Here is a 22,104-nt window from a genome sequence, read left to right as displayed (position 1 = left end):
GGGAGATTTGAGTATGGTTGTCCCTTATGAGCGAAAAGCGGAAGTTAAATGGTTAGACGTGAGCATCGACTTACAGAGGTCTAGCCCAATGCGGCAGCTTTATATTTGTAAGATGCTCTTCCTCAACGACAAACGCCAGGCTGTAACGAGCTCGGGTAATGGCCACGTACAGCTTGTTTCTAGATTCCTCCGTTTTATCTTTATCGAACACGCCAAGATCGCCACCCAGATACTTGAGATGTTTCTCCGGTGGAATAATTAGTACGCGGTCAAAACCGAGACCTTTACATGAGCCGAAGGTGTGACAGGTGAGACCTGGTGGCAAATAGCCTTTTCCCATGGGCGATGACCATCGCAATACTTGAGGTTTGAATATATCGAGATAATCGTCCACCTCAGATGGTTTTATGAGAAAACAGCCGCAGTGATGGGCCATCTCAGCAGGAACTTCTCCCACCTCTGATTGCGTTTGTTCATAAATACCGGGATGAATGGTATCCGCGAGATCGCAGATTTCCTGGATACATCTGCGATTCTTCGCCAGCGAGAACGGACTAAAATTGAGGTCTTTGAAGTATTGAATCTTTTGCTCAGGTGTTTCCGGTGCCTTGTGGCCGAACGTGGTCGTGTAAATAGTTTGACGAAAATCGCCTACACAGCAAATAGAGTTATGCATTGCCTTACTGAGTGCTTTGATAACGTCAAAATCCCATCCAACCAAATCCTGAACCTCATCAAAAAAGATCCTCTGATAAATCTCTTTCAATCTGTTAGCGGGGGCATTCTTTGTTGAAGCGGAGATTCTTGTTGCCAGCTTCGCCAGCAGTCCAGTGTAAGCTTTGGTTTTGCACGGCGTCAGATAATGAAGAGGATTCAACGCCCCATTAATTTTTTCCCCTCTTTTGGGATGCCATTTCCTCGTACCAGGTATCAGGTGAGGGTTATGCTCGGTGAACATTGTAGAAGTGATTCGATCTGGAAATATGGCCGTTTGATAAGGTCTCACTAAGTCTTCTAGGTAAAATGAAAACAGGCCTTTCACAACAAAATCATCGCTGTGTTTGCCGTACAATTCCACAAAGCGAGAACGGAGCTCTGCCTGGTTGTTCATGGTGTAGGTGACGACCAACACGCGTCCGCCCGCCTTTATGACTTCAATGGCATCCTCAATGACTTTTTGGGTTTTTCCTGATCCTGCACCGGCAATCCAGAATTCATTAGGCAAAGTCGAACACCTCATCGAGGAAAGGTGGATACCTGAAATTCAGAGTGCCATCGAACAGCTTGATAGCTGAATCGACCTTGCGAGCGCCCTTACCGTTTCCCTGGACGCTTCGAAACCAGTCGATCAGAAAGTCGCGTCTCTTATCTAAGTCGACTACTTTATCGTAGAGGTTAAACGTCTGTGTCGATAACACCACTTTGGCGAAAGCGTCCAGCGTAACCAAGTCGGTTCCATTGGCATATATCATCGCGGGTTCAAGCGAAAACTCCTCATTTTTGGCAGAGGAGATAAGTTTGATATTGGGATAGGCCGCATAATCGGCACGCACTTTCACGACGTTTTCATCATAGTCGCCATCGTTATCTCTGAGGACGTTTATCCGGGTACCAATTTCCATACCAACGGAGATGAACGTATCAAACCCGACTCCGCGCACGACGATGATATCAATACCATCCTGCTCGGGCAGGCGGTTGTGCTTGCGGAGGTAAATCTTCTTGAGTACTAACTCGTCTGACGGTCCCTCGACAAGTATGACTTTGTGCGACAGTGCCACGCGCAATGTGTCATAGCCCGGTAAGCGCTTTAAGGTTTTGACCACTGCAGGGGCAAGCTTATGAAGACGCTTGTATCCCGACTGAACCAGGCAGATTTTATCAATGCTCAGCTTGTTGAGCACATACGAGCTGTGAGTGGTAAGGAAGAGTTGTTTGTCGCCCCGCTGATTTTCAATGTAGTGAACCAGCTTATTGAGGTTAGTGTGAGAAAGGTGATTTTCGGGCTCCTCCATCATCACCAAATCGATATCCTTCGACTTGTTCTGAATCGCGAGCTTGATCTGCACATTACTCTGCTCACCCTTGCCAATGAACTGGAAAGGGACATCATCTACTTCAAGTTGAAGGCTGGTCTGAATAGATCCCGCTGGTAAAGTGCTTGCGGCAATGGACAGCTTTTTTTCTGTGATCAAGTGCTCCGTATCCAGACCGGTGTTGACTGTCCTGACCTCACCTGAGTTGTTAAAAACCTGCTGATTCTCACGATAATTGAGGGTCAGCTTAACCAGTTCCTCTTTCTTTAAAGCGGTATTAAGTATGGTAGAGATGTACTGATTCTTACCCAGAGTGGGGTGGATACGAGTTGGGTCGATGTATAACGCCCTGAATTTCTTCGCTACGGCTTTAACGGGATTCCATCCGAAATCCAGCCATTCCAGCTTGTAGAATTCTATCGGGATACTCGTAATGTGTGGGTTTGTCAGTAAGTGGTCGGCGTAAACGTCCTTGAGCGTGTCATCAAAGCGCACCAGCACCGTGATCCCTTGAGCATCGGCTTTAAGGAAATTATTTGTACCCCGGTATTCAGGCACCCCCTCAATGAATGCCTCTATTGCCAAGACAGGCAAGTGCGTGGCCGATTTATCTGAAGCCAAAAAAAGCTGCACTGCATCCTTATTAAAAATGTCTGGCGTAAACTCGCTGTTGAAGGGGCGGCCCCGATAGCTGTAATTAAGTACGATTTCCAGGGCTTCCAGAATAGTACTTTTACCGGCGTTGTTATCACCTACAAAGATATTTACGTCATCGTTGAATTCAAAATGCTCATCTTTGAATTTCTTGAAATTGGTAAGCTTAATCGATTTAACCCGCACTCTAAGTCCCTCAAGATACTGTCAAATGATACCCCTTAAAGACATTAACTCACCGATATACCTGCGTCCATATGCAGGCTCGTTGTCCCCTTAAATCCTGCAGGCACTGAAGTGGTGGTCGACATAAATAGGCCAAGATATGAGAGCTGTTCTTGGACAACTTAAAGTCTGCTCTTGGCACGAAGCGGACAATCTAACCGGGCTAAAAGTCCTCTGTGAGCGAGAAGCGGAAGTTCAGAAGATTTTTATGTAGTTAGTATTCGAGTCGTTTTAGTTCTTTCACGGATGAGTGAACTTGGCTCCGGCCATAAACAACGGAAGAGTAACCACGACCAATGTCATCAATTATCTGACAACAGCACTGAAAAGGTTCACCTGAGGTTGAGCATTTATTCAACTGCTCGTTTTTAGCATTAACATTGAAATCGAGTGTAATACTAGCTTCACTTACCCAAGTATCAGGAATTTGTTGCTTTCTTAACAAGCGTTCAAGCATGACTGCATAGTGGAGTTCAACATAATGTATCAGATTAAAGTTCGGAGCGCTTTTAGGGGAAGTAAGTAAAAAATCCATCGTAATCAGGTTGTTATTGATAGCTAATAACCTTAACTGACCAATAGTCCAGTATCCTTTAAAATCGTTGTTACGGCTCACAAAGCTCTCATTAAGAGCATTAGCTATGCCCCGCAATTCAATTCGGCGTGCCATTTTTTCCCCAATTGCTTGGTAAAAACTATGACAGCAACTGTAAGCTCTACTGATACCCCGTGCCAATCTTTAATGTGCTTTTCGTGATTCTGTACCACTACTAAGTAATCAATATGCTTGGTTTTTTTACGATTTCAGCTCTTGGCTCAAAGCGGAACGAGCTGAAGAAAAGATCCCCAGTCCTCTATGAGCGATAAGCGGACCACATTATCTGAAGAAATGCATCACTGATAATGTCGGGACAGCTCATACTAAAAAATGTATAACTTTTCTTTTCATCGACGATTCAGAAGGGATTTTAATGGTTTCGGTTGAGGAAATAAAAATGAAGTATTCAGGCGCAGATGCCTTGCAAATGGGTGACAGCCAGGAACTGGCTAGCGAACTTGCGGACTTGATCAAAAAAGGGATCAAAACGGCCTCTTGCGGATCTTTTGCCTCTTACCAGCAGGAGGAATCTGCCCCGAGGATTGGGAGTTATAACATTATCCTTGATGGCCAGAATGTTCCGGTCTGCGTGATCAGACTGGTTTCAATGCGACTGGTGCGTTTTTGTGATGTGACTGAGGCGTTCGCCCGCAAAGAAGGTGAAGGCGATTTAAGCCTTGAATACTGGCAGAAAGAGCATCAGCGGTTTTTCACCCGCGAAGGTCATTTTTCTGAAGATATGGAGTTGATCGCAGAAGAGTTTGAAGTGGTTGAGATGCTGTAAGACGAGATAAACGGCTGACGTTTTATCAATTGCCATTTATAACAATGTCCGCTCCTGGCACGGCGCGGACGTGTTAACGAAGTTGAATGTCCGCTTTGAACGAACAGCGGACATTGACTTATCTGGACTCCAGGGGATTCAACTGTAGCCGATGCAGCTTTCTGGGATAATTACACATTATCGACTGAATCGCCTCGAGTTTTAATCTTCGCACCACCTGGACATACTGCAGTTTTTTTTCAAACGTCACATTAATGATATAAAAGATAGCATCAGAGAAGGAAATTATAATGACGCGCAGTCTTTTATATATGTTATACGTAACTTACGACTTTTATTCATACAAATAAGTCAGCCCAGCCAGGGTAACGAATATCGCCTCAGGAATATCTGAATATTAGTCGCAGTGCGTTTCAACGTGATATCAATGATACTGATGACTTTCTGCCAGCCAGTTTTTGAACACGTCGCTGTGTAAGGTACGCAGTAAGTCAACAGCACCACTGCATCCCATTTTTTTTATCAGCGACTGCCGTGCCTGGTAGACCGTTTTTATATGCAGATTGAGATGCTCTCCCATTTCCGCTATGCGCTTTCCGTCTTTGATCAAATTAATTAACACTCTCTCACGACGGGTCAACACTACAGGTATTTTACGTTGTAGCTGCTCTTCGTTAGCGTGGCTAATTGAAATGATAAATTTCTGCAACTCTTCAATACTCGAATTCATGGGAAACTGATAAAACGCGATGCCATCAAGAAAATGGAAAAACGAACCATCAGTCAGAAGAATAATTTTGCTGCTACCTCGATCGTAGTTATGCTTCAGGACGTCAAGGTATTGGTTCTCGGATAAAAACACGTACCGTATTGCAGTATTCCCAAAGGCGATGTGTTCTAAAATGCTTTCCACTCCCCATCTGAAATAATTATCTGACAACCAGAGATCGGCATGCTCTGACTGTACATAGTCTTCGCTACGCATCATTTATTTTCCAGTCCAGGAAAACCAGGAAGATAAGGTCGGCAATAATCGACTGACCCACCGTTTAGCATTTAACTATAGCTGTTAACTGATTTATTTACCCGTTAAATGGCTCAAATATCGTCCATAGTATGTCCAACAACAATTTCCAATGTTTTTCTGATCACATCGGAATGTACGACGTCATCCGTAACTTCCAGCGTTTGTACCAAAGATAAAATGATATTTTTATTATTAATATGCTCACCCTTTATAAGAATATCGCGTATCGCCGCGCCCAAAACCATGGCTTCTTCAGCAAGAGCGTCGCCGGCATGACGAAAATAATCTGACAGGACGTGATCAGGTAAAGCACTATAAATATCAGGTTGTTGAGTGATTGCTGTGTTCATCATTTTCACCATCATTAAAAGTTAAGCATCTAGTGAATTTTTCCTTTTCCCGGCTTCAGGGTTGTCCCTGAAAGTGAGCGGACGGTGTCCATTTGACCGCTATGTCTGGATGTCGATGTTGACGTTGCTTTATCAGCCATCGCCGCTTCGATGTACGCAATGATTAGCGGAAAAACTTCTCGACGACGGGCATCCATTTCAGTTTCCTGCATAACGCGGAGTTGAGTGACCAAAGCCATTGAATTCACCGCCGCTTTACGTTTCAGCAGCGTCAACACTGCCTGGCCGATAAGTTCGTCTGTGAGTTGTTCAATGTCACTTCTGTTCATCATCATTCTCTCTTCTGCCGTTTTGCCCAGAACCTGGAAGACGGCATCATGTTGGTTCACGACTTTAATGCGAGGGTTCAGCGCTCAAAAAGCAAACCAATCAGCGCGTTATAATGAAGCTCCTCTTCTACACAGGTCGCTTTTTCCAGACGACCAAGTAGTTTTGTACACAGGGATTTGCGATTCAGATTGCGCCCGTCCGTTAGAATTTCCACCACAATCTGCCCCAATGTTTCCTGCTGAGTCGGCAAATTGGCCTTACTGAAATACTGTGCAATGGCGTTAGCGGTATCTGAAATGTAACCATTTTGCTGCATGGGACTCTCCTGTTCGAATCAGTAAAAGGTTAATGCTGCGTTATTCAACGTTAGAAAAATTGTACACAAAACCTGTACAAATGCATGATTACATTTTTACCAAAAAGTGCTAATTATTTATTTTCAATAAGTTACAAATTATACATAGGTATTGTTCTGATAGTTATCTGTACACCGATTTGAGGCATCATTTTTGGTGATGTCATCGCTATCCTCTGTTTCCGACGACACTTGCCACTTTTAAGTAAAACTTTTGTTAATTTAGTGTGTTATATCGCCTCCGATCTGTTAGGGTTAAACATCATTCCTCAATGCCGGAAAATCATGCTCACTACCATTATCTACCGCAGTCATCTCTGTGATGACGTCCCGGTGAAGGCGCTCGAAAGTATGGTCGCCGCCGCTAACCTTACAAATGGGCATGCTGATGTGACAGGCATTTTGCTGTTTAACGGCACACATTTTTTTCAGTTGCTTGAAGGCCCTAATGAAAACGTAAAGGCTATTTATCAGGCAATTTGTGAAGACAAGCGCCACTATAATGTGGTCGAACTGCTGTGCGATCACGGCCCCTCCCGCCGCTTTGGGAAAGTGGGAATGGAGCTTTTTGATTTACGGGAACATGATCGGGGGGAGGTGTTACAGACCATTCTCGATAAGGGTACATCCCGATACCAACTTACCTACAACGACCGTGCGCTGCAGTTCTTCCGCACCTTCGTGGAAGCCACTGAAAAAGAGAACTATTTTGAGATCCCTCCCGCTGACACGTGGGATTTTATCGCGACCGATACCGCTCGCACGATTCCCCTGACATCAGTCAGCGAGAAGGCCAATTGCAGCTTTGCTTTTCAGCCCATCATCGATCCTCTTGCTCAGGAAATTGTCTCTCTGGAAGCGCTGCTGCGTACCCGTTCGGGTGATTCGCCACAGCACTATTTTGACAATATTAAGGGCGACGATATTTATCTGGCCGACCTGGAAAGTAAGAAAGTCGCTTTTACACTGGCAGCCTCACTGGGTCTGCGCGATCAGGTTTTGTCCGTGAATCTGTTGCCCATGACGTTGGTGAAGGTGCCGGATGCAGCCCGCTATTTGCTCAATGCCATTGCTGACAGTGGTCTTGTTCCGGAACAGATCATCGTTGAGTTCACTGAACGTGAGGCTATCTTAGAGTTTGACGCTTTTACGGAGACGGTGAGAACCCTGAAATCCTCGGGGATCAGCATCGCCCTCGATCACTTCGGTGCCGGTTTTGGCGGTCTGCGACTGCTGGCGCAGTTCCAACCCGACCGCATCAAAATCAATCGCGACCTCATTTGCGATGTGCATAAAAGCGGCCCGCGACAGGCCATTATCCAGGCCATGATCAAGTGCTGTGCGTCTCTGGAGATTGCGATATCAGCCGTCGGCGTTGAAAAGCCCGAAGAGTGGATGTGGCTGGAATCGGCGGGTATTTCTCAGTTCCAGGGACATCTTTTTGCAGCGCCTTGCTTCTGTGGAATTCCACCGGTTGCATGGCCGGAGAAAAAAACACCGCTGTAATCCTCTTATTTCACCTGCTGTATTCATGGCGGCAGGTGAACCTCGCTACACCATTAGGGCAATTCTGTACAAGTTTCCTTCCCCACCAGTCTTGTTTACCTGACGTTCATCATTTTTATCTATGCTTAATACGAGGCTGTTGTACAATAAATAATAAATTGTACAAACACGACTGATTCGTTAGTTTGTAAGGAACGTTTCGGTTCACGTATGAGGGACACTATGGGATTTTACAGCATAGGCGATGTCGCTGAACGATGCGGTATCAACCCCGTTACCCTGCGCGCCTGGCAACGGCGCTACGGATTGTTAAAGCCCCAGCGCAGCGAAGGCGGCCATCGTCAGTTTGATGAAGAAGATATCCAGCGCATTGAAGAGATCAAGCGATGGATTAAAAGCGGAGTGTCAGTAAGCAAGGTCAAAGTGTTGCTGGAACAAGGCACTGTGGCAACCGATGATGACTGGACCACTCTGCAGGAAGAAATGATGGGCGTGCTGCGTTTTGCCCATCCGGCTAAGCTGCGGGCCAAAATCGGTGCTCTCGCCCGTGAACATACTTCAGGCGATCTTATCGATCACATTTTCGTTCCCGTACGCCAACGCCTCAGCCTCGACCATAATACGGCCCGCATCATGTGCAGCCTGCTTGATGGCGTACTGATTGAATTTGTGACCGCCTGTTTGTCCGAAGCCCGCAAAAAAGCCGGCAAAGATGCGTTGCTGATTGGTTGGGATACCGAAGACCGCACACGTCTATGGCTGGAAGCCTGGCGTTTGTCTCAGCAAGGCTGGCACATCGCCGTACTGGCAGAGCCGCTGGATTCTCCACGTCCGGAGCTCTTTCCTGGACAACAGCTGTTTGTCTGGACCGGCATCGAACCGACCCGCCGCCAACAGGAATTGCTTCAGCATTGGCACGAGCAGGGTTATTCGCTGGTCTTTCACCATCCCTGATTCCATCACCGCTCGTCCACGCCCTCGCTCTGAGTGGCGGCGTGATGTCGAGGTTTTGTCACCTTTGATGCCTCGCGAACAGAAATCGCCCGTCACCAGAGTGCTAAATGACGTTTAGCATCAGGCGATTCCTGCTAACGCGTTTTTGCATTTTTCGCGGGGATACGCTTAGCGTGGACATTCAGAATATAACTGCTCACTTCAGCCAGGCTGTGCGTTGGGTTACGAGTCTGACACTGCGTTTGGTAAAGCCTTGAACGTGTGATGGGATGATCACCCGGGCAGCATCGCCAGGTGACGGCTGGCAAACGGCAGAGATTAAAAATCCACGCCAGGCGTGGATTTTAGAGGAAGTATGAGGACAGGGGGTTAGCGTTCACGCCTTGCCATCAACAGCGCCAGGTCGACGAGGCGGTTGGAGAATCCCCATTCATTGTCATACCACGCCAGAATTTTGACCATATTTCCGCCAATCACCAGCGTCGACAGACCGTCAATAATGGAAGAACGCGGGTCACCCTGGTAGTCGCTTGAGACAAGCGGTTCATCGCTATAGCCGAGGATCCCTTTCAGCGGTCCCGTCGCGGCGGCTTCACGAAACGCATTATTGACCTCTTCAGTCGTCACATCCCGCTCAAGCGTTACGGTGAGATCGACAATGGAGACCACCGGAACCGGTACGCGCAGCGAGTAGCCGGTCAAACGGCCCTCCAGCTCAGGAATGACTTTGCCAAGCGCCTTCGCGGCACCGCTGGAGTAAGGCACAATCGACAGTGCGGCGGCACGGGCGCCACGAAGATCTTTTTCCGGCTGGTCATGCAGCGCCTGGCTGTTGGTATAGGCGTGGGTAGTGTTCATCAGACCATGCTTAATACCGAAATGCTGGTGCAAAACCTGCGCGGCAGGTGCCAGACCGTTGGTGGTGCAGCTACCATTGCTGACCACGACGTGTTTATCCGGGGAGTAGAGGCCATCGTTAACGCCCATCACGATGGTTAAATCTTCGTTTTTACCGGGGGCGGAGATAATCACGCGTTTGGCGCCACCGCTGTGGACATGCACCGCTGCTTTATCACGGTCAGTGAAGAAGCCGGTTGCTTCAATAACAATATCAACTTCGCTTTGACGCCATGGGATGTTGGCGGGGTCGCGTTCGCTGAACACAGTAATGGGTTTACCGTCAACGACAAGCTGTCCTTCACCGGCGGTGACGTCGGCATCGAGTTTACCGAGCAGCGAATCGTATTTCAGCAGATGCGCCAGTGTCTTACTGTCTGTCAGATCGTTAATTGCCACAATCTGAATATCCGGGTTACCCAGCGCAGCACGCAGTACGTTGCGTCCGATACGACCAAAACCGTTAATACCGACCTTTACCATGATCAACTCCTTATCTGTTGTCTCTGAAGGTAATGTAGGTCGGTCACCATTTGGCGTAAATGACAAAAAAGGATCACTTTACGCCATTTTGCGACAGTGAAAGCGCTGACGGTATTCTCCTGGCGTGAGCTGAAGCTGTTTTTCAAACAGTCGCCGCAGGTTAATGCTGTTGCCAAATCCCGTTTGTTCAGCGATACGATCCAGCGTCTCGTTGGTCTGCTCCAGACGCTGTCGGGCAGCGGCCAGACGGGCTTCGGCGACGTAGCGCGCCGGTGAAGCGCCGGTTTCCCGGGTAAAGACACGGGTGAAATTACGCGGGCTCATGGCGACTTTTTCCGCCAGTCTATCCACACTGAGGTCGGCGGTGAGGTTGTCGAGCAACCAGGCCTGTAGATCGCTAATGGGGCCCTGGGTGCTGCTCTGCTGAAGGTTGTAGCGGCTAAACTGCAACTGGCCTCCGGGGCGGCGCAGGTACATGACGAAGTCCTGAGCGATGTCGCGTGCCAGGCTGAAGCCGTAGTCCTCTTCAACCAGCGCAAGCGTCAGGTCAAAGCCGGAACTAACCCCGCCAGAAGTCCAGATGTGTTCGTCCTGAATGTAGAGCGGACCGCCTTCGACGCGCACCTGAGGAAATTCTGCCTGCATGGTTTCCAGTAGCTTCCAGTGGGTGGTGGCTCGTCTGCCGTCCAGCAGTCCGGTTTGCGCCAGCAGCATTGCACCGCCGCAAATGGATGCAATACGGCGGGCGTGGGGAGCGGCAAGGCGCAGCCAGTCAACGACCGCAATCCCTTCCTGCGGGTTTTGACCTCTGCCGGTGATAATGATGGTATCGAGAGGCTCACGAGGGTCAATTTCATGCAGGCGATGATCTGCCAGTAAGTTTAGACCGGACTGACCATGGATCACCTGATGCGGTTGAGTTGTCGCTAACTGCACCTGGTAACAGATGTCCGTAGCGCCTTCCGGATGCAGGCGATTGGCCTGCATCAGAATGTCGGCAATACCAGCGGATTCGAACAGCATCCCGCCATCGGGGACAATGATGAGTATCTTCTTCATGTCCTGAAAAGTAATCTTTTTACAGAATAAGTCAACAACACAGACGCTGACAAACAAAAGTCTTATTCCTGCCGCAGTGACTGTCCCGCCTCTGACCGCCAGTAAACGGGCCGTGAATCGTGACAATAAGCGGCGAAGAGAGGGTCAATCAATTCATCAGACTGGCGCAGAGGTATTCGCAGTGGTCCTGACCCCCGATAGAGGCATTACTGACATTGGCGTTTAATCAACGGGTGGCCGGCATTGCGCCGCCATGCGCCGGGGGCCTGACCATACTGACGCTTGAAGCTGCGGTTGAATGACTGCTGGGAGTCAAAGCCCAGCGCAATCGCTACGTTCAAAATCGGTTCATCGCTGTGGCTTAAGCGCTCAACCGATTTTTGCAGCTTTTGTGCACGAATGTACCCAGCAAGGGGATAGCCAGTATGTTCCTTAAACAGACGCTGGAGGTGCCATTTCGAGTAGCCGGAACGTCTGGATACGGTTTCAATATCCAGACGGCTATCCAGGTTGTTGTCGATCCAGTCGAGTAAATCATGCATAAATGCGCCAGTGTTCATCTGGTTACTCCCACGCTGCCTGTTTAAAAGTATCTTTGTCTGTTACATTAAAAGGTGGCGTGTTTTTGTATTAATTGCAAGTATTATTGTTGCATTTAAAGCCTTGCCTGAAACAGGTCTTTTCACATCTGCTCAAATAGCACATAAAGTGCAACAATTATTCTTGCACTTAATTAAGCGCCTTCCTACAATCGCCGCGATAGTGTATTTGCAACTGTTACAGTTTTGTGGCGATGAACGACACAAATGGCCTTAAGCCAGCTACCGGACAAAGGAAGTGGCGCGGCGTCTCCCGCAGCGTCTTGCCCGGCGGCTACCAATAGCGGAATAAAAATAATGAGCCTGCAAAAAACCTGGGGTAACGTTTATCCGAGCGCGCTGGGGGCGATGTTGCTCACCATGCTGCTTGTTGGATGTGATAACAGCGTCGCGCAAAACGCCGCGCCGCCTGCGCCCGCCGTCAGTGCTGCTGACGTGGTGGTGAAATCCATTAGCCAGTGGGATAGCTTTAACGGCCGGATTGAAGCGGTGGAGAGCGTTCAGCTTCGTCCGCGCGTTTCCGGCTACATTGATAAAGTGAATTACACCGACGGTCAGGAAGTGAAAAAGGGCGAGGTGCTGTTCACGATTGATGACCGAACCTATCGCGCGGCGCTGGAACAGGCGCAGGCGAACCTGGCGAGAGCCAAAACGCAGGCAAGCCTGACGCGAAGTGAGGCGAACCGCACCGATAAACTGGTCAACACGAATGTGGTATCCCGCGAAGAGTGGGAGCAGCGCCGTTCGGCTGCCACCCAGGCGCAAGCTGACATCCGCGCCGCGCAGGCGGCGGTTGACGCCGCACAGCTGAATCTGGATTTCACCAAAGTCACCGCGCCTATTGACGGTCGCGCCAGCCGCGCGTTAATCACCAGCGGTAATCTGGTGACTGCGGGCGACAGCGCCAGCGTCCTCACCACGCTGGTCTCGCAGAAAACGGTTTACGTCTACTTTGACGTGGACGAGTCAACCTACCTTCACTACCAAAATCTGGCTCGCAGCGGGCAGGGGGCGTCCAGCCATCACACGGCGCTACCGGTTGAGATTGGCCTGACCGGTGAGGAAGGTTACCCCCATCAGGGCAAAGTGGATTTTCTGGATAATCAGCTCACGCCGAGTACCGGCACCATCCGCATGCGCGCGCTGCTGGATAACGCGCAGCGTCAGTTCACACCGGGACTCTTTGCTCGCGTGCGCCTGCCGGGCAGCGCGGAGTTCAACGCCATGCTTATCGACGACAAAGCGGTGCTGACCGATCAGGATCGTAAATACGTTTATATCGTGGATAAAGAGGGTAAAGCACAGCGTCGTGATATTACGCCGGGGCGTCTCGCCGCCGGATTACGCATCGTGCAGCAGGGACTGAACCCTGGCGACAGAGTCATCGTCGAGGGTTTACAAAAAGTGTTTATGCCGGGTATGCCGGTTAATGCCAAAACCGTTGCTATGACCGCCAGCGCCGCCCTCAACTGATCCCTTGACCTGAGAATCCAACCCATGGACTTTTCCCGCTTTTTTATCGACAGGCCGATTTTTGCCGCCGTCCTGTCGATTCTGATTTTTATCACAGGAGTCATCGCCATCCCGCTGTTGCCGGTGAGCGAATATCCTGACGTCGTGCCGCCAAGCGTGCAGGTGCGCGCGGAGTACCCTGGCGCCAACCCGAAAGTGATTGCCGAGACCGTGGCGACGCCGCTGGAAGAAGCGATCAACGGCGTTGAGAACATGATGTACATGAAGTCCGTCGCGGGTTCTGACGGCGTGCTGGTCACCACCGTTACCTTCCGTCCAGGTACCGACCCGGATCAGGCGCAGGTTCAAGTGCAAAACCGCGTCGCGCAGGCCGAAGCGCGTCTGCCGGAAGACGTGCGGCGTCTGGGCATCACTACCCAGAAGCAGTCGCCAACGCTGACGCTTGTGGTGCATCTGTTTTCGCCCAACGGTAAGTACGACTCCCTGTATATGCGCAACTACGCCACGTTGAAGGTGAAGGACGAGCTGGCACGCCTGCCCGGCGTCGGTCAGATCCAGATTTTCGGCTCGGGTGAATACGCGATGCGCGTCTGGCTGGATCCCAACAAGGTGGCGGCTCGCGGATTAACCGCTTCGGACGTAGTGACGGCGATGCAGGAGCAGAACGTGCAGGTTTCCGCCGGGCAGCTTGGTGCCGAGCCACTGCCGAAAGAGAGCGATTTTCTGATCTCTATTAACGCCCAGGGTCGTCTGCATACTGAAGAAGAGTTCGGCAATATTGTCCTGAAAACAACGCAGGACGGTACGGTCGTCCGCCTGCGCGACGTGGCGCGTATCGAAATGGGGTCCGGTAGCTATGCGCTGCGTTCCCAACTGAACAATAAAGACGCGGTCGGGATTGGTATCTTCCAGTCGCCGGGGGCGAATGCCATTGATTTGTCTAACGCGGTGCGCGCCAAAATGGACGAACTGTCCACGCGATTCCCGGCAGATATGAAGTGGGCGGCACCTTACGATCCGACCGTTTTCGTGCGAGACTCCATCCGTGCAGTCGTGCAAACGCTACTGGAAGCGGTGGTGCTGGTGGTGCTGGTGGTGATCCTGTTCCTGCAAACCTGGCGCGCGTCGATTATTCCGCTGATTGCGGTGCCTGTTTCGGTGGTGGGTACCTTCAGCATTCTCTACCTGCTGGGCTTCTCGCTAAATACCCTGAGTTTGTTCGGGCTGGTACTGGCCATCGGTATCGTGGTGGACGACGCCATCGTGGTGGTGGAGAACGTCGAGCGAAACATTGAAGAGGGGCTTGCTCCGCTTGCGGCGGCGCATCAGGCGATGCGAGAAGTGTCCGGGCCAATTATCGCTATTGCACTGGTGCTGTGCGCGGTGTTTGTGCCGATGGCGTTTCTCTCGGGCGTTACCGGACAGTTCTACAAGCAGTTTGCGGTGACGATCGCGATTTCCACGGTCATCTCTGCCATTAACTCGCTGACGCTCTCTCCGGCGCTGGCGGCACTGCTGTTAAAACCGCACGGCGCGCCGAAAGATTTCCCGACCCGGCTTATCGATCGTCTGTTCGGCTGGATTTTCCGTCCGTTTAACCGCTTTTTCCACCGCAGCTCAAACGGCTATCAGGGGCTGGTGGGTAAAACGCTGGGACGGCGCGGCGCGGTATTTATGGTTTATCTGCTGCTGCTCTGTGCCGCAGGCGTTATGTTTAAAGCTGTGCCCGGCGGGTTTATTCCGACGCAGGATAAGCTGTACCTGATCGGCGGCGTGAAAATGCCGGAAGGCTCCTCGCTGGCCCGCACCGACGCGGTGATCCGCAAAATGAGCGAAATCGGGATGAATACCGAAGGTGTGGACTATGCGGTTGCGTTCCCGGGGTTGAACGCGCTGCAGTTCACCAACACGCCGAATACCGGGACCGTCTTCTTTGGCCTGAAACCATTCGATCAGCGAAAACACTCCGCGGCGGAAATAAACGCGGAGATCAACGCGAAAATTGCGCAAATTCAGGAAGGTTTTGGCTTCTCCATTCTGCCGCCGCCGATCTTAGGGTTGGGGCAGGGCTCCGGGTATTCGCTGTATATCCAGGATCGCGCAGGTCTTGGTTATGGCGCGCTGCAAAACGCGGTGAACACCATGTCCGGTGCGATTATGCAGACGCCGGGAATGCACTTCCCGATCTCAACCTACCAGGCTAACGTTCCGCAACTGGATGTACAGGTCGATCGTGATAAGGCGAAAGCGCAGGGCGTGTTGCTGACCGACCTTTTTGGCACGCTGCAAACCTATCTGGGCTCGTCGTACGTGAATGACTTCAACCAGTTCGGGCGAACCTGGCGCGTGATGGCGCAGGCCGACGGGCAGTTTCGCGACAGCGTGGAAGATATTGCGAATTTACGCACCCGTAATAATCAGGGCGAAATGGTGCCGATCGGCAGTATGGTGAAAATCACGACCACCTACGGGCCGGATCCGGTGATTCGTTACAATGGTTATCCTGCGGCGGATCTCATTGGCGATGCCGATCCTCGCATACTCTCTTCCGCGCAGGCGATGACGCAACTGGGCGCAATGTCTAAGCAGATCCTGCCGAATGGGATGAATATTGAATGGACGGATCTGAGCTTTCAGCAGGCCACGCAGGGCAATACGGCGCTGATCGTCTTCCCGGTCGCGGTGCTGCTGGCATTCCTGGTGCTGGCGGCACTGTATGAAAGCTGGACGCTGCCGCTGGCGGTAATCCTTATCGTCCCGATGACCATGCTTTCCGCGCTGTTTGGCGTCTGGCTGACCGGGGGCGATAACAACGTGTTCGTTCAGGTTGGTCTGGTGGTACTGATGGGGCTGGCCTGTAAAAACGCGATTCTTATCGTGGAGTTCGCCCGCGAGCTGGAGATTCAGGGGAAAGGGATTATGGAAGCCGCGCTGGAAGCGTGCCGCCTGCGCTTACGCCCGATTGTGATGACGTCCATTGCCTTTATTGCCGGGACGATTCCACTGATCCTCGGTCACGGTGCGGGGGCAGAAGTGCGTGGCGTCACCGGTATCACGGTATTTTCCGGTATGTTGGGGGTGACGTTATTTGGTCTGTTCCTGACACCGGTGTTTTACGTTACGCTGCGTAAATTCGTTACGCGCGGTAAACCGGTAAGGGATGTTTTGCCGGTTTCTTAAGGAATTGCACATAACAAAAAACCGCCTTCAGCGTTAAGGCGGTTTTTTTTGCAGTCAGGAAATAACTAATGCGCTTTTTTAGACTGGGTATCAATCTCAGGGACCGGATCGCACCCGCTGGTATCGGCTTTTTTGACCTCTTCCAGCGCGCTTGCCACGGTATGGCGAGCTAATACCTCTAACGAAGCTTGCTCCGCTTCATCGGCGATAGATTTGAAGTACCAGCAAGCGTTGGCGCTGACCACGCAGCGAGCCGGTACGTCAGGACGCGAGGCCCACAGCTTTTTATCTTCAATGACAGAAAGGTAGATATCGCGCAGGGTGATCTCGTCCGCCGGGCGACCAAGATGAATAGAACCGTTGCGGCCAAGCGTTGAGACGATGATACCGTCACGCGTGAGCGGAACCATTAACTTGCGAATGAAGCTCGGATTTGCTTCCAGACCATAGGCCAGAATTGCACTTGTCGAACGTTCACCCGATTGCTCCGCCATCGCTACGCTGAGAACCATCTGCAAAGCTGTCGGGAAGCGGTAATCTAACATTTTATTGTCCTGGGTTGCGGTGAATCTTGTTCTTTTTGGCACCGCGGAGGTGGATAATCAGTAAGCATCAATATAACAAAAACGGTATTTTTTTTGAAGCAGTCAACGCTTGACCTGACATGCAAGGACGAACAGCCAGGGATCTCAGTCCAGAGAATCGGACACTGAAAGGATGCTATCGAACCAAAGGATTGAAACCCTGTTTTAACACATTGTTATAAACTCAGGTGATGTCAGATAATTCAGTCCTGAAAAGTGGTTTGTATTCGTTATAGTCGTACCAATATTTATGGATGAGTTTCTTTGCCTGAACAATATAACGGAAACAGTGTTCACTTATAACACCAAATGTACGCTATACGTAGGGGGGGGACAAATTATAGTCAATTCAGGTATGCGGAGTAAAAATATCAGTCTATCCTTTCTTAAACTTTCAATGGATTAAAGCCTGTCATTTAATAATGGTGGTGATATCTTTTTATCGGATCACATTAATATCAATGTTAATTATTTTTCATGCAGCTAATGGATGTTGGTTAAGGGGGGTATCTTTAGATTAATATGGAATCGGTTGTTCTTTTTTTATTCTTTTGTTTCCGGTATGAAATTATACGATAAAAATTGAGTTGTCTTTTTCAATTAAAAAACAACATGATACGGTTTGTTTTATACGCGATTTCCTGTCTTGTTTCAAAATGTCAATGTTCTTCTAAGAGAATGATCACGTTAAAGTCCTCTCCCTTTCTGCCGATAGATACGCTGGCACATGTTTAAAACATGATCAATTTCAATATGTTAGCTTGACTCCGCCCTTAAGTCGAATGCTCCCGGCATTGTTCTGGTTTTTTCAACGGGTGGCAGGGAAAAGGTGACTTTTTTTGTATGAGACAGCAGATGAAAATAAATAATTTTGGTGTTGGTACCCGAATGGGAGTTGGCTTCAGTATTGTTCTCACCCTTGTCGTCATTATGGCTGTTACGGGTATTGTTAAATTAAACGGCATATTGAAAGAGACCCATGCTATTACGGACAGGTTGCTGGTACTGGAGCGACTCACGGGGGCGTGGGGGGCGGCAATTGACTATAATGGCGCGATGGGGCTGTCTGTACTGACTTCCTCTGATGAGGGAATTAAAAAATTTGCCCAGTCAAAAATGAAGGTAATGTCAGAGCGCGTGAGTGCCATTCAGAAGGAACTGACAGAATTAATTGTCTCTGATACGGGCAAGTCACTCCTGACGACCGTGGGTGATAAAAGAAAACTGTATATCGATATCCGCAATGAGGCGATTCGCATCAGTGAACAAGGGAATGGTGATGCCACCAATGCATTTATTCGCCAGAAACTCATTCCCGCCATGGAGGTCTATTCCGGCAGCGTAAAAGCACTGGAAAACTACGATAAAGCGCAAATTGATGAAGCCGGTGGGTCCATTCAGGAGAATGGCTCGGCAGCAATTCAGGCTCTGATTGTTCTTGGCGTAATCGCTATTCTTGTCGGCAGTCTGTTAGCGTGGTTTATCACTCGCGGGATAACTCGCCCATTGTTGTCAGCCGTTAATGTGGCCCGGGAAGTGGCGTCCGGTAATCTGGGGATCGACGTTAAAGTGGAATCCCGAGACCAGCCTGGACAACTTATGCTCTCCCTGAGGGAAATGACGGAGAGTCTGCGTAATACGGTACGCAAGGTCCGTGAAGGGGCCGACAGCATAGCGTTAGCCGCGGCTGAAATTAGTAGTGGTAACACCGATCTGGCCTCTCGCACGGAAGAGCAGGCGGCAGGGGTAGAAGAGACAGCCTCGACGCTGGAAGAGCTGACGGCAACTATTAACAATACTGCAGCAAACACGGCGCAGGCGCATCGTTACGTGAGTGAGACAGCATCTGTCGTGAAACAGAATGGCGCCGTTATGAGTGAAGTGTCTTCCCGAATGCAGGAAATTTACGATTCCTCATCAAAAATGGCGGACATCATCCAGGTTATTGATGGTATAGCCTTCCAGACCAATATTCTGGCGCTGAATGCAGCAGTGGAAGCTGCGCGAGCAGGTGAATCCGGACGTGGTTTTGCTGTGGTGGCTGGAGAAGTCCGTACACTGGCACAACGCAGTGCGTCAGCTGCACGTGAAATTAAGGAATTGATCGATGACTCTGTCTCACGTATTGCCTCTGGCCGCAATCTGGTTGAAAAAGCAGATGCTGGCATGATGGGAATTGTTTCCAACGTCCAGAACATGACTCAACTGATTGAGGAAATCGCACAAGCGAGTCGGGAGCAGAGTGATGGGATTGCCCAAATCAACAGTGCGATGGGACAGATTGATACCACCACACAGCAAAATGCCGCGCTCGTTGAAGAGTCAGCTGCAGCTGCCTCTTCAATGCAGGAGCAGTCTCGTGTACTCCAGGATATGGTCAGCGTGTTCAGTCTGAATGAGGAAGGGATACAAGCCGCAAACATGACTTCAGAAAAACGTGTTAGTCACCAGAGGGAGAGGAATAATGGCGAAAAATATGTGGTGTCCAAAAAGATAACTTCAGAAACAGACAACTGGGAAACTTTTTGAGCACCCTAATACGAAAAATCCACGCAATTGCGTGGATTTTATAGTGTTCTTAGATCCTTATGAGATTTAATGAAACCTCATGAGGTAACAGAAACTAATTAGACGTTGAACAGGAAGTTCATCACGTCGCCATCTTTAACGATGTAATCTTTCCCTTCAGCACGCATTTTACCGGCTTCTTTCGCGCCTTGTTCACCTTTGTAGGTGATGAAGTCGTCAAACGCGATGGTCTGTGCGCGGATAAAGCCTTTCTCGAAATCGGTATGGATTTTACCTGCCGCCTGTGGCGCGGTGGCGCCGACAGGAATGGTCCATGCACGCACTTCCTTCACCCCGGCGGTGAAGTAGGTTTGCAGGTTCAGCAGCTTGTAGCCAGCACGGATCACGCGGTTCAGGCCCGGTTCTTCCAGCCCCAGTTCCTGCATGAATTCGTCGCGCTCGTCATCGTCAAGTTCAGCGATGTCCGCTTCAACCGCCGCACATACCGGAACCACGACGGAACCTTCCTTCGCGGCAATTTCGCGGACCTGGTCGAGATATGGGTTGTTTTCGAAACCGTCTTCGTTAACGTTGGCAATATACATGGTCGGCTTCAGGGTCAGGAAGCTCAGGTAGCGGATCGCCGCTTTGTCTTCGTCCGTCAGGTCCAGAGAACGCAGCATGCCAGCTTCAGAGAGCTGCGGCAGGCATTTTTCCAGCGCGGCCAGCTCGGCTTTTGCGTCTTTATCGCCGCCTTTGGCTTTCTTCTGTACGCGGTGAATCGCGCGTTCGCAGGTATCGAGATCCGCCAGCGCCAGCTCGGTGTTGATCACGTCAATATCTTCCGCCGGGTTCACTTTGCCCGAAACGTGAATAATGTTGTCGTTTTCAAAACAGCGCACCACGTGGCCAATCGCTTCGGTTTCACGAATGTTGGTCAGGAACTGGTTACCCAGACCTTCACCTTTGGACGCGCCTTTTACCAGACCGGCAATATCAACAAATTCCATTGTGGTCGGCAGGATACGCTGCGGTTTGACGATCTCAGCCAACTGGTCCAGACGCGGGTCGGGCATCGGCACGACGCCGGTATTCGGCTCAATCGTACAGAATGGGAAGTTTGCCGCTTCAATACCGGCTTTGGTCAGCGCGTTGAACAGGGTGGATTTCCCGACGTTGGGCAAACCGACGATACCGCATTTGAATCCCATGATTTAAATCACCTTAATATCTTGATAATCAACCTGTTGTAGAAAACAGATTGTAGAAATGGAAATAACTTTGCCTATTATACACAGCGTACGGCAAAAATGCCGCACATCACTGCTTATTGCGCTTTAAAGGCGTGCAATCGGTTCGTTGCTTTGGTCAAACCGTCTTTAAACCATACCTCAGTGCAACGCGCCGCTTCGTCAATCGCGTCGTCAATTAACTTCTGTTCTGAAACAGGCGGTTTGCCTAACACAAAGCCGACAACTTTATTTTTATCGCCCGGATGACCGATTCCGACACGTAAGCGATGAAAGTTAGGGTTATTGCCGAGCTTGCTGATAATGTCTTTCAGCCCGTTGTGTCCGCCATGACCTCCGCCGAGTTTAAATTTTGCCACGCCGGGGGGAAGATCCAGTTCATCGTGGGCCACTAAAATTTCGTCGGGATTGATGCGATAAAAACTCGCCATTGCGCCGACCGCTTTGCCGCTCAGATTCATAAACGTGGTGGGAACTAATAAACGGACATCTTCACCTTCCAGACTGACTCTGGAAGTGTAGCCAAAGAATTTCGGCTCTTCGCGCAAAGGGGCTCGCAACCGCTCTGCCAGTAAATCGACGTACCATGCGCCCGCATTATGTCGGGTGGCTGCATATTCAGCGCCGGGGTTCGCCAGGCCGACAATCAGTTTAATCGTCACGTTTTCTATCCTGAGTGTTTCAATAACTGGCGCGTAGTTTACTGTCTGTCGCCCCGCTTGACAAAGAACCGTGTCACTTCTCCCGGAAACTGAATAATTGCCTGTCTTGATTATTGGAAAGTCAAGGTGTTCAGGGGCTTATTTGTAAAGTTTTGTTGAATAATGAGTTGTAATTGTGATCGCAGGCTCACTACCAAAGCGGTGTGTTGTCTATACTTTACACATAAGGATTAGGGATATTCCCTGAAGCAACCCAAAAGTTCCGGAGGTGACACATGAAACGCAAAAACGCTTCGTTACTCGGTAATGTGCTCATGGGTTTAGGGTTAGTGGTTATGGTGGTTGGCGTGGGTTACTCCATTTTAAACCAGTTGCCGCAATTTAACCTGCCACAATTTTTCGCGCATGGTGCCGTGCTCAGTATCTTCGTCGGTGCCATTTTGTGGCTGGCGGGTGCCCGTGTAGGCGGACATGAGCAAGTCAGCGACCGCTACTGGTGGGTGCGCCACTACGACAAACGTTGCCGCCGTAACGACAATCGTCGTCACAGTTAACGTTTCGCCGCAAGATAATGACCAGCCAGCATCAGG

20 protein-coding genes are annotated in these 22,104 nt (G+C 50.1%); 7 read left to right on the top strand and 13 right to left on the bottom strand.

The window, feature by feature from the left end; genetic code table 11:
• Positions 1-70 precede the first annotated feature (70 nt).
• The 3 genes from AL479_RS22555 to AL479_RS23915 form a co-directional block, all read right to left on the bottom strand.
• Positions 71-1,225: a UvrD-helicase domain-containing protein gene (locus AL479_RS22555; protein WP_061077735.1), complete on the bottom strand. Its 1,155-nt coding sequence runs from the start codon at positions 1,223-1,225 to the stop codon at positions 71-73.
• Positions 1,218-2,876 carry an ATP-dependent nuclease gene (locus AL479_RS22550; protein WP_061077734.1) on the bottom strand — a complete coding sequence of 553 codons (1,659 nt, stop codon included), beginning with the start codon at positions 2,874-2,876 and terminating at the stop codon, positions 1,218-1,220. Before AL479_RS22550 ends, AL479_RS22555 begins: the two co-directional genes overlap by 8 nt.
• A gap of 253 nt (positions 2,877-3,129) precedes the next feature.
• Positions 3,130-3,585: a hypothetical protein gene (locus tag AL479_RS23915; RefSeq protein ID WP_146109686.1), complete on the bottom strand. Its 456-nt coding sequence runs from the start codon at positions 3,583-3,585 to the stop codon at positions 3,130-3,132.
• A 301-nt stretch (positions 3,586-3,886) separates the two neighbouring features.
• Between AL479_RS23915 and AL479_RS22545 the strand changes: the two genes are divergently transcribed.
• Positions 3,887-4,297, top strand: coding sequence for an ASCH domain-containing protein (locus AL479_RS22545; protein WP_061077733.1), 411 nt, complete (start codon positions 3,887-3,889; stop codon positions 4,295-4,297).
• Positions 4,298-4,721: 424 nt separating this feature from the next.
• Here the strand turns inward: AL479_RS22545 and AL479_RS22540 are convergent, their stop codons facing one another.
• The 4 genes from AL479_RS22540 to ycgZ all read right to left on the bottom strand — a co-directional run bounded on the left by AL479_RS22540 (position 4,722) and on the right by ycgZ (position 6,320).
• Complete coding sequence (locus AL479_RS22540) at positions 4,722-5,285, bottom strand: LuxR C-terminal-related transcriptional regulator (protein WP_061077732.1); 564 nt, start codon at positions 5,283-5,285, stop codon at positions 4,722-4,724.
• 110 nt (positions 5,286-5,395) lie between these two features.
• On the bottom strand, positions 5,396-5,662 hold the full coding sequence (locus AL479_RS22535; RefSeq protein ID WP_061078054.1) for a biofilm development regulator YmgB/AriR family protein: 267 nt from the start codon (positions 5,660-5,662) through the stop codon (positions 5,396-5,398).
• Positions 5,663-5,703: 41 nt separating this feature from the next.
• Positions 5,704-6,009, bottom strand: coding sequence for a hypothetical protein (locus tag AL479_RS22530; protein ID WP_061077731.1), 306 nt, complete (start codon positions 6,007-6,009; stop codon positions 5,704-5,706).
• A gap of 71 nt (positions 6,010-6,080) precedes the next feature.
• The gene (gene ycgZ / locus AL479_RS22525; RefSeq protein ID WP_061077730.1) at positions 6,081-6,320 is read right to left on the bottom strand and encodes a regulatory protein YcgZ; all 240 of its coding nucleotides are present in this window, start codon (positions 6,318-6,320) and stop codon (positions 6,081-6,083) included.
• A gap of 324 nt (positions 6,321-6,644) precedes the next feature.
• Here ycgZ and AL479_RS22520 point away from each other — a divergent pair, with 324 nt between their 5' ends.
• Together AL479_RS22520 and AL479_RS22515 are read left to right on the top strand one after the other, a co-directional pair.
• Positions 6,645-7,865: a diguanylate phosphodiesterase gene (locus tag AL479_RS22520; RefSeq protein WP_061077729.1), complete on the top strand. Its 1,221-nt coding sequence runs from the start codon at positions 6,645-6,647 to the stop codon at positions 7,863-7,865.
• 222 nt (positions 7,866-8,087) lie between these two features.
• On the top strand, positions 8,088-8,819 hold the full coding sequence (locus AL479_RS22515; RefSeq protein WP_061077728.1) for a MerR family transcriptional regulator: 732 nt from the start codon (positions 8,088-8,090) through the stop codon (positions 8,817-8,819).
• A 369-nt stretch (positions 8,820-9,188) separates the two neighbouring features.
• Here AL479_RS22515 and gap read toward each other — a convergent pair whose 3' ends face one another.
• From gap to AL479_RS22500, 3 genes are all read right to left on the bottom strand, one after another.
• Positions 9,189-10,199 carry a type I glyceraldehyde-3-phosphate dehydrogenase gene (gene gap / locus AL479_RS22510; protein ID WP_061077727.1) on the bottom strand — a complete coding sequence of 337 codons (1,011 nt, stop codon included), beginning with the start codon at positions 10,197-10,199 and terminating at the stop codon, positions 9,189-9,191.
• A 78-nt stretch (positions 10,200-10,277) separates the two neighbouring features.
• Complete coding sequence (locus AL479_RS22505; RefSeq protein WP_061078053.1) at positions 10,278-11,258, bottom strand: GlxA family transcriptional regulator; 981 nt, start codon at positions 11,256-11,258, stop codon at positions 10,278-10,280.
• A 206-nt stretch (positions 11,259-11,464) separates the two neighbouring features.
• Positions 11,465-11,818, bottom strand: a complete 354-nt coding sequence (locus AL479_RS22500) for a helix-turn-helix domain-containing protein (RefSeq protein ID WP_061077726.1) — start codon at positions 11,816-11,818, stop codon at positions 11,465-11,467.
• 336 nt (positions 11,819-12,154) lie between these two features.
• Between AL479_RS22500 and AL479_RS22495 the strand changes: the two genes are divergently transcribed.
• A complete protein-coding gene (locus tag AL479_RS22495; protein ID WP_061077725.1) occupies positions 12,155-13,330 on the top strand; it encodes an efflux RND transporter periplasmic adaptor subunit in 1,176 nt (391 codons plus the stop codon).
• A 24-nt stretch (positions 13,331-13,354) separates the two neighbouring features.
• Entirely contained in the window at positions 13,355-16,510 is a 3,156-nt protein-coding gene (gene oqxB / locus AL479_RS22490; protein ID WP_061077724.1) for a multidrug efflux RND transporter permease subunit OqxB, read from the top strand.
• Between the two features lie 65 nt (positions 16,511-16,575).
• On the opposite strand, the gene AL479_RS22485 is transcribed toward oqxB, so the two are convergent.
• On the bottom strand, positions 16,576-17,055 hold the full coding sequence (locus tag AL479_RS22485) for an RrF2 family transcriptional regulator (RefSeq protein ID WP_061077723.1): 480 nt from the start codon (positions 17,053-17,055) through the stop codon (positions 16,576-16,578).
• Positions 17,056-17,937: 882 nt separating this feature from the next.
• Between AL479_RS22485 and AL479_RS22480 the strand changes: the two genes are divergently transcribed.
• Positions 17,938-19,623 carry a methyl-accepting chemotaxis protein gene (locus tag AL479_RS22480; protein WP_061077722.1) on the top strand — a complete coding sequence of 562 codons (1,686 nt, stop codon included), beginning with the start codon at positions 17,938-17,940 and terminating at the stop codon, positions 19,621-19,623.
• A gap of 98 nt (positions 19,624-19,721) precedes the next feature.
• Here the strand turns inward: AL479_RS22480 and ychF are convergent, their stop codons facing one another.
• Together ychF and pth are read right to left on the bottom strand one after the other, a co-directional pair.
• Positions 19,722-20,813 (bottom strand): redox-regulated ATPase YchF, encoded by a 1,092-nt coding sequence (gene ychF, locus AL479_RS22475; RefSeq protein WP_042318577.1) that lies wholly within the window; start codon positions 20,811-20,813, stop codon positions 19,722-19,724.
• A 116-nt stretch (positions 20,814-20,929) separates the two neighbouring features.
• A complete protein-coding gene (gene pth, locus AL479_RS22470) occupies positions 20,930-21,514 on the bottom strand; it encodes an aminoacyl-tRNA hydrolase (protein ID WP_043000471.1) in 585 nt (194 codons plus the stop codon).
• Between the two features lie 275 nt (positions 21,515-21,789).
• On the opposite strand from pth, the gene ychH reads away from it, so the two are divergent.
• Positions 21,790-22,068 (top strand): stress-induced protein YchH, encoded by a 279-nt coding sequence (gene ychH / locus AL479_RS22465; RefSeq protein ID WP_012132144.1) that lies wholly within the window; start codon positions 21,790-21,792, stop codon positions 22,066-22,068.
• The last annotated feature ends 36 nt before the right edge of the window (positions 22,069-22,104 follow it).

It is taken from the genome of Citrobacter amalonaticus (genome assembly GCF_001559075.2).
In the GTDB taxonomy this organism is placed as follows: Bacteria; Pseudomonadota; Gammaproteobacteria; order Enterobacterales; family Enterobacteriaceae; genus Citrobacter_A; species Citrobacter_A amalonaticus_F.
This window is presented reverse-complemented; position numbering and strand designations above follow the sequence as displayed.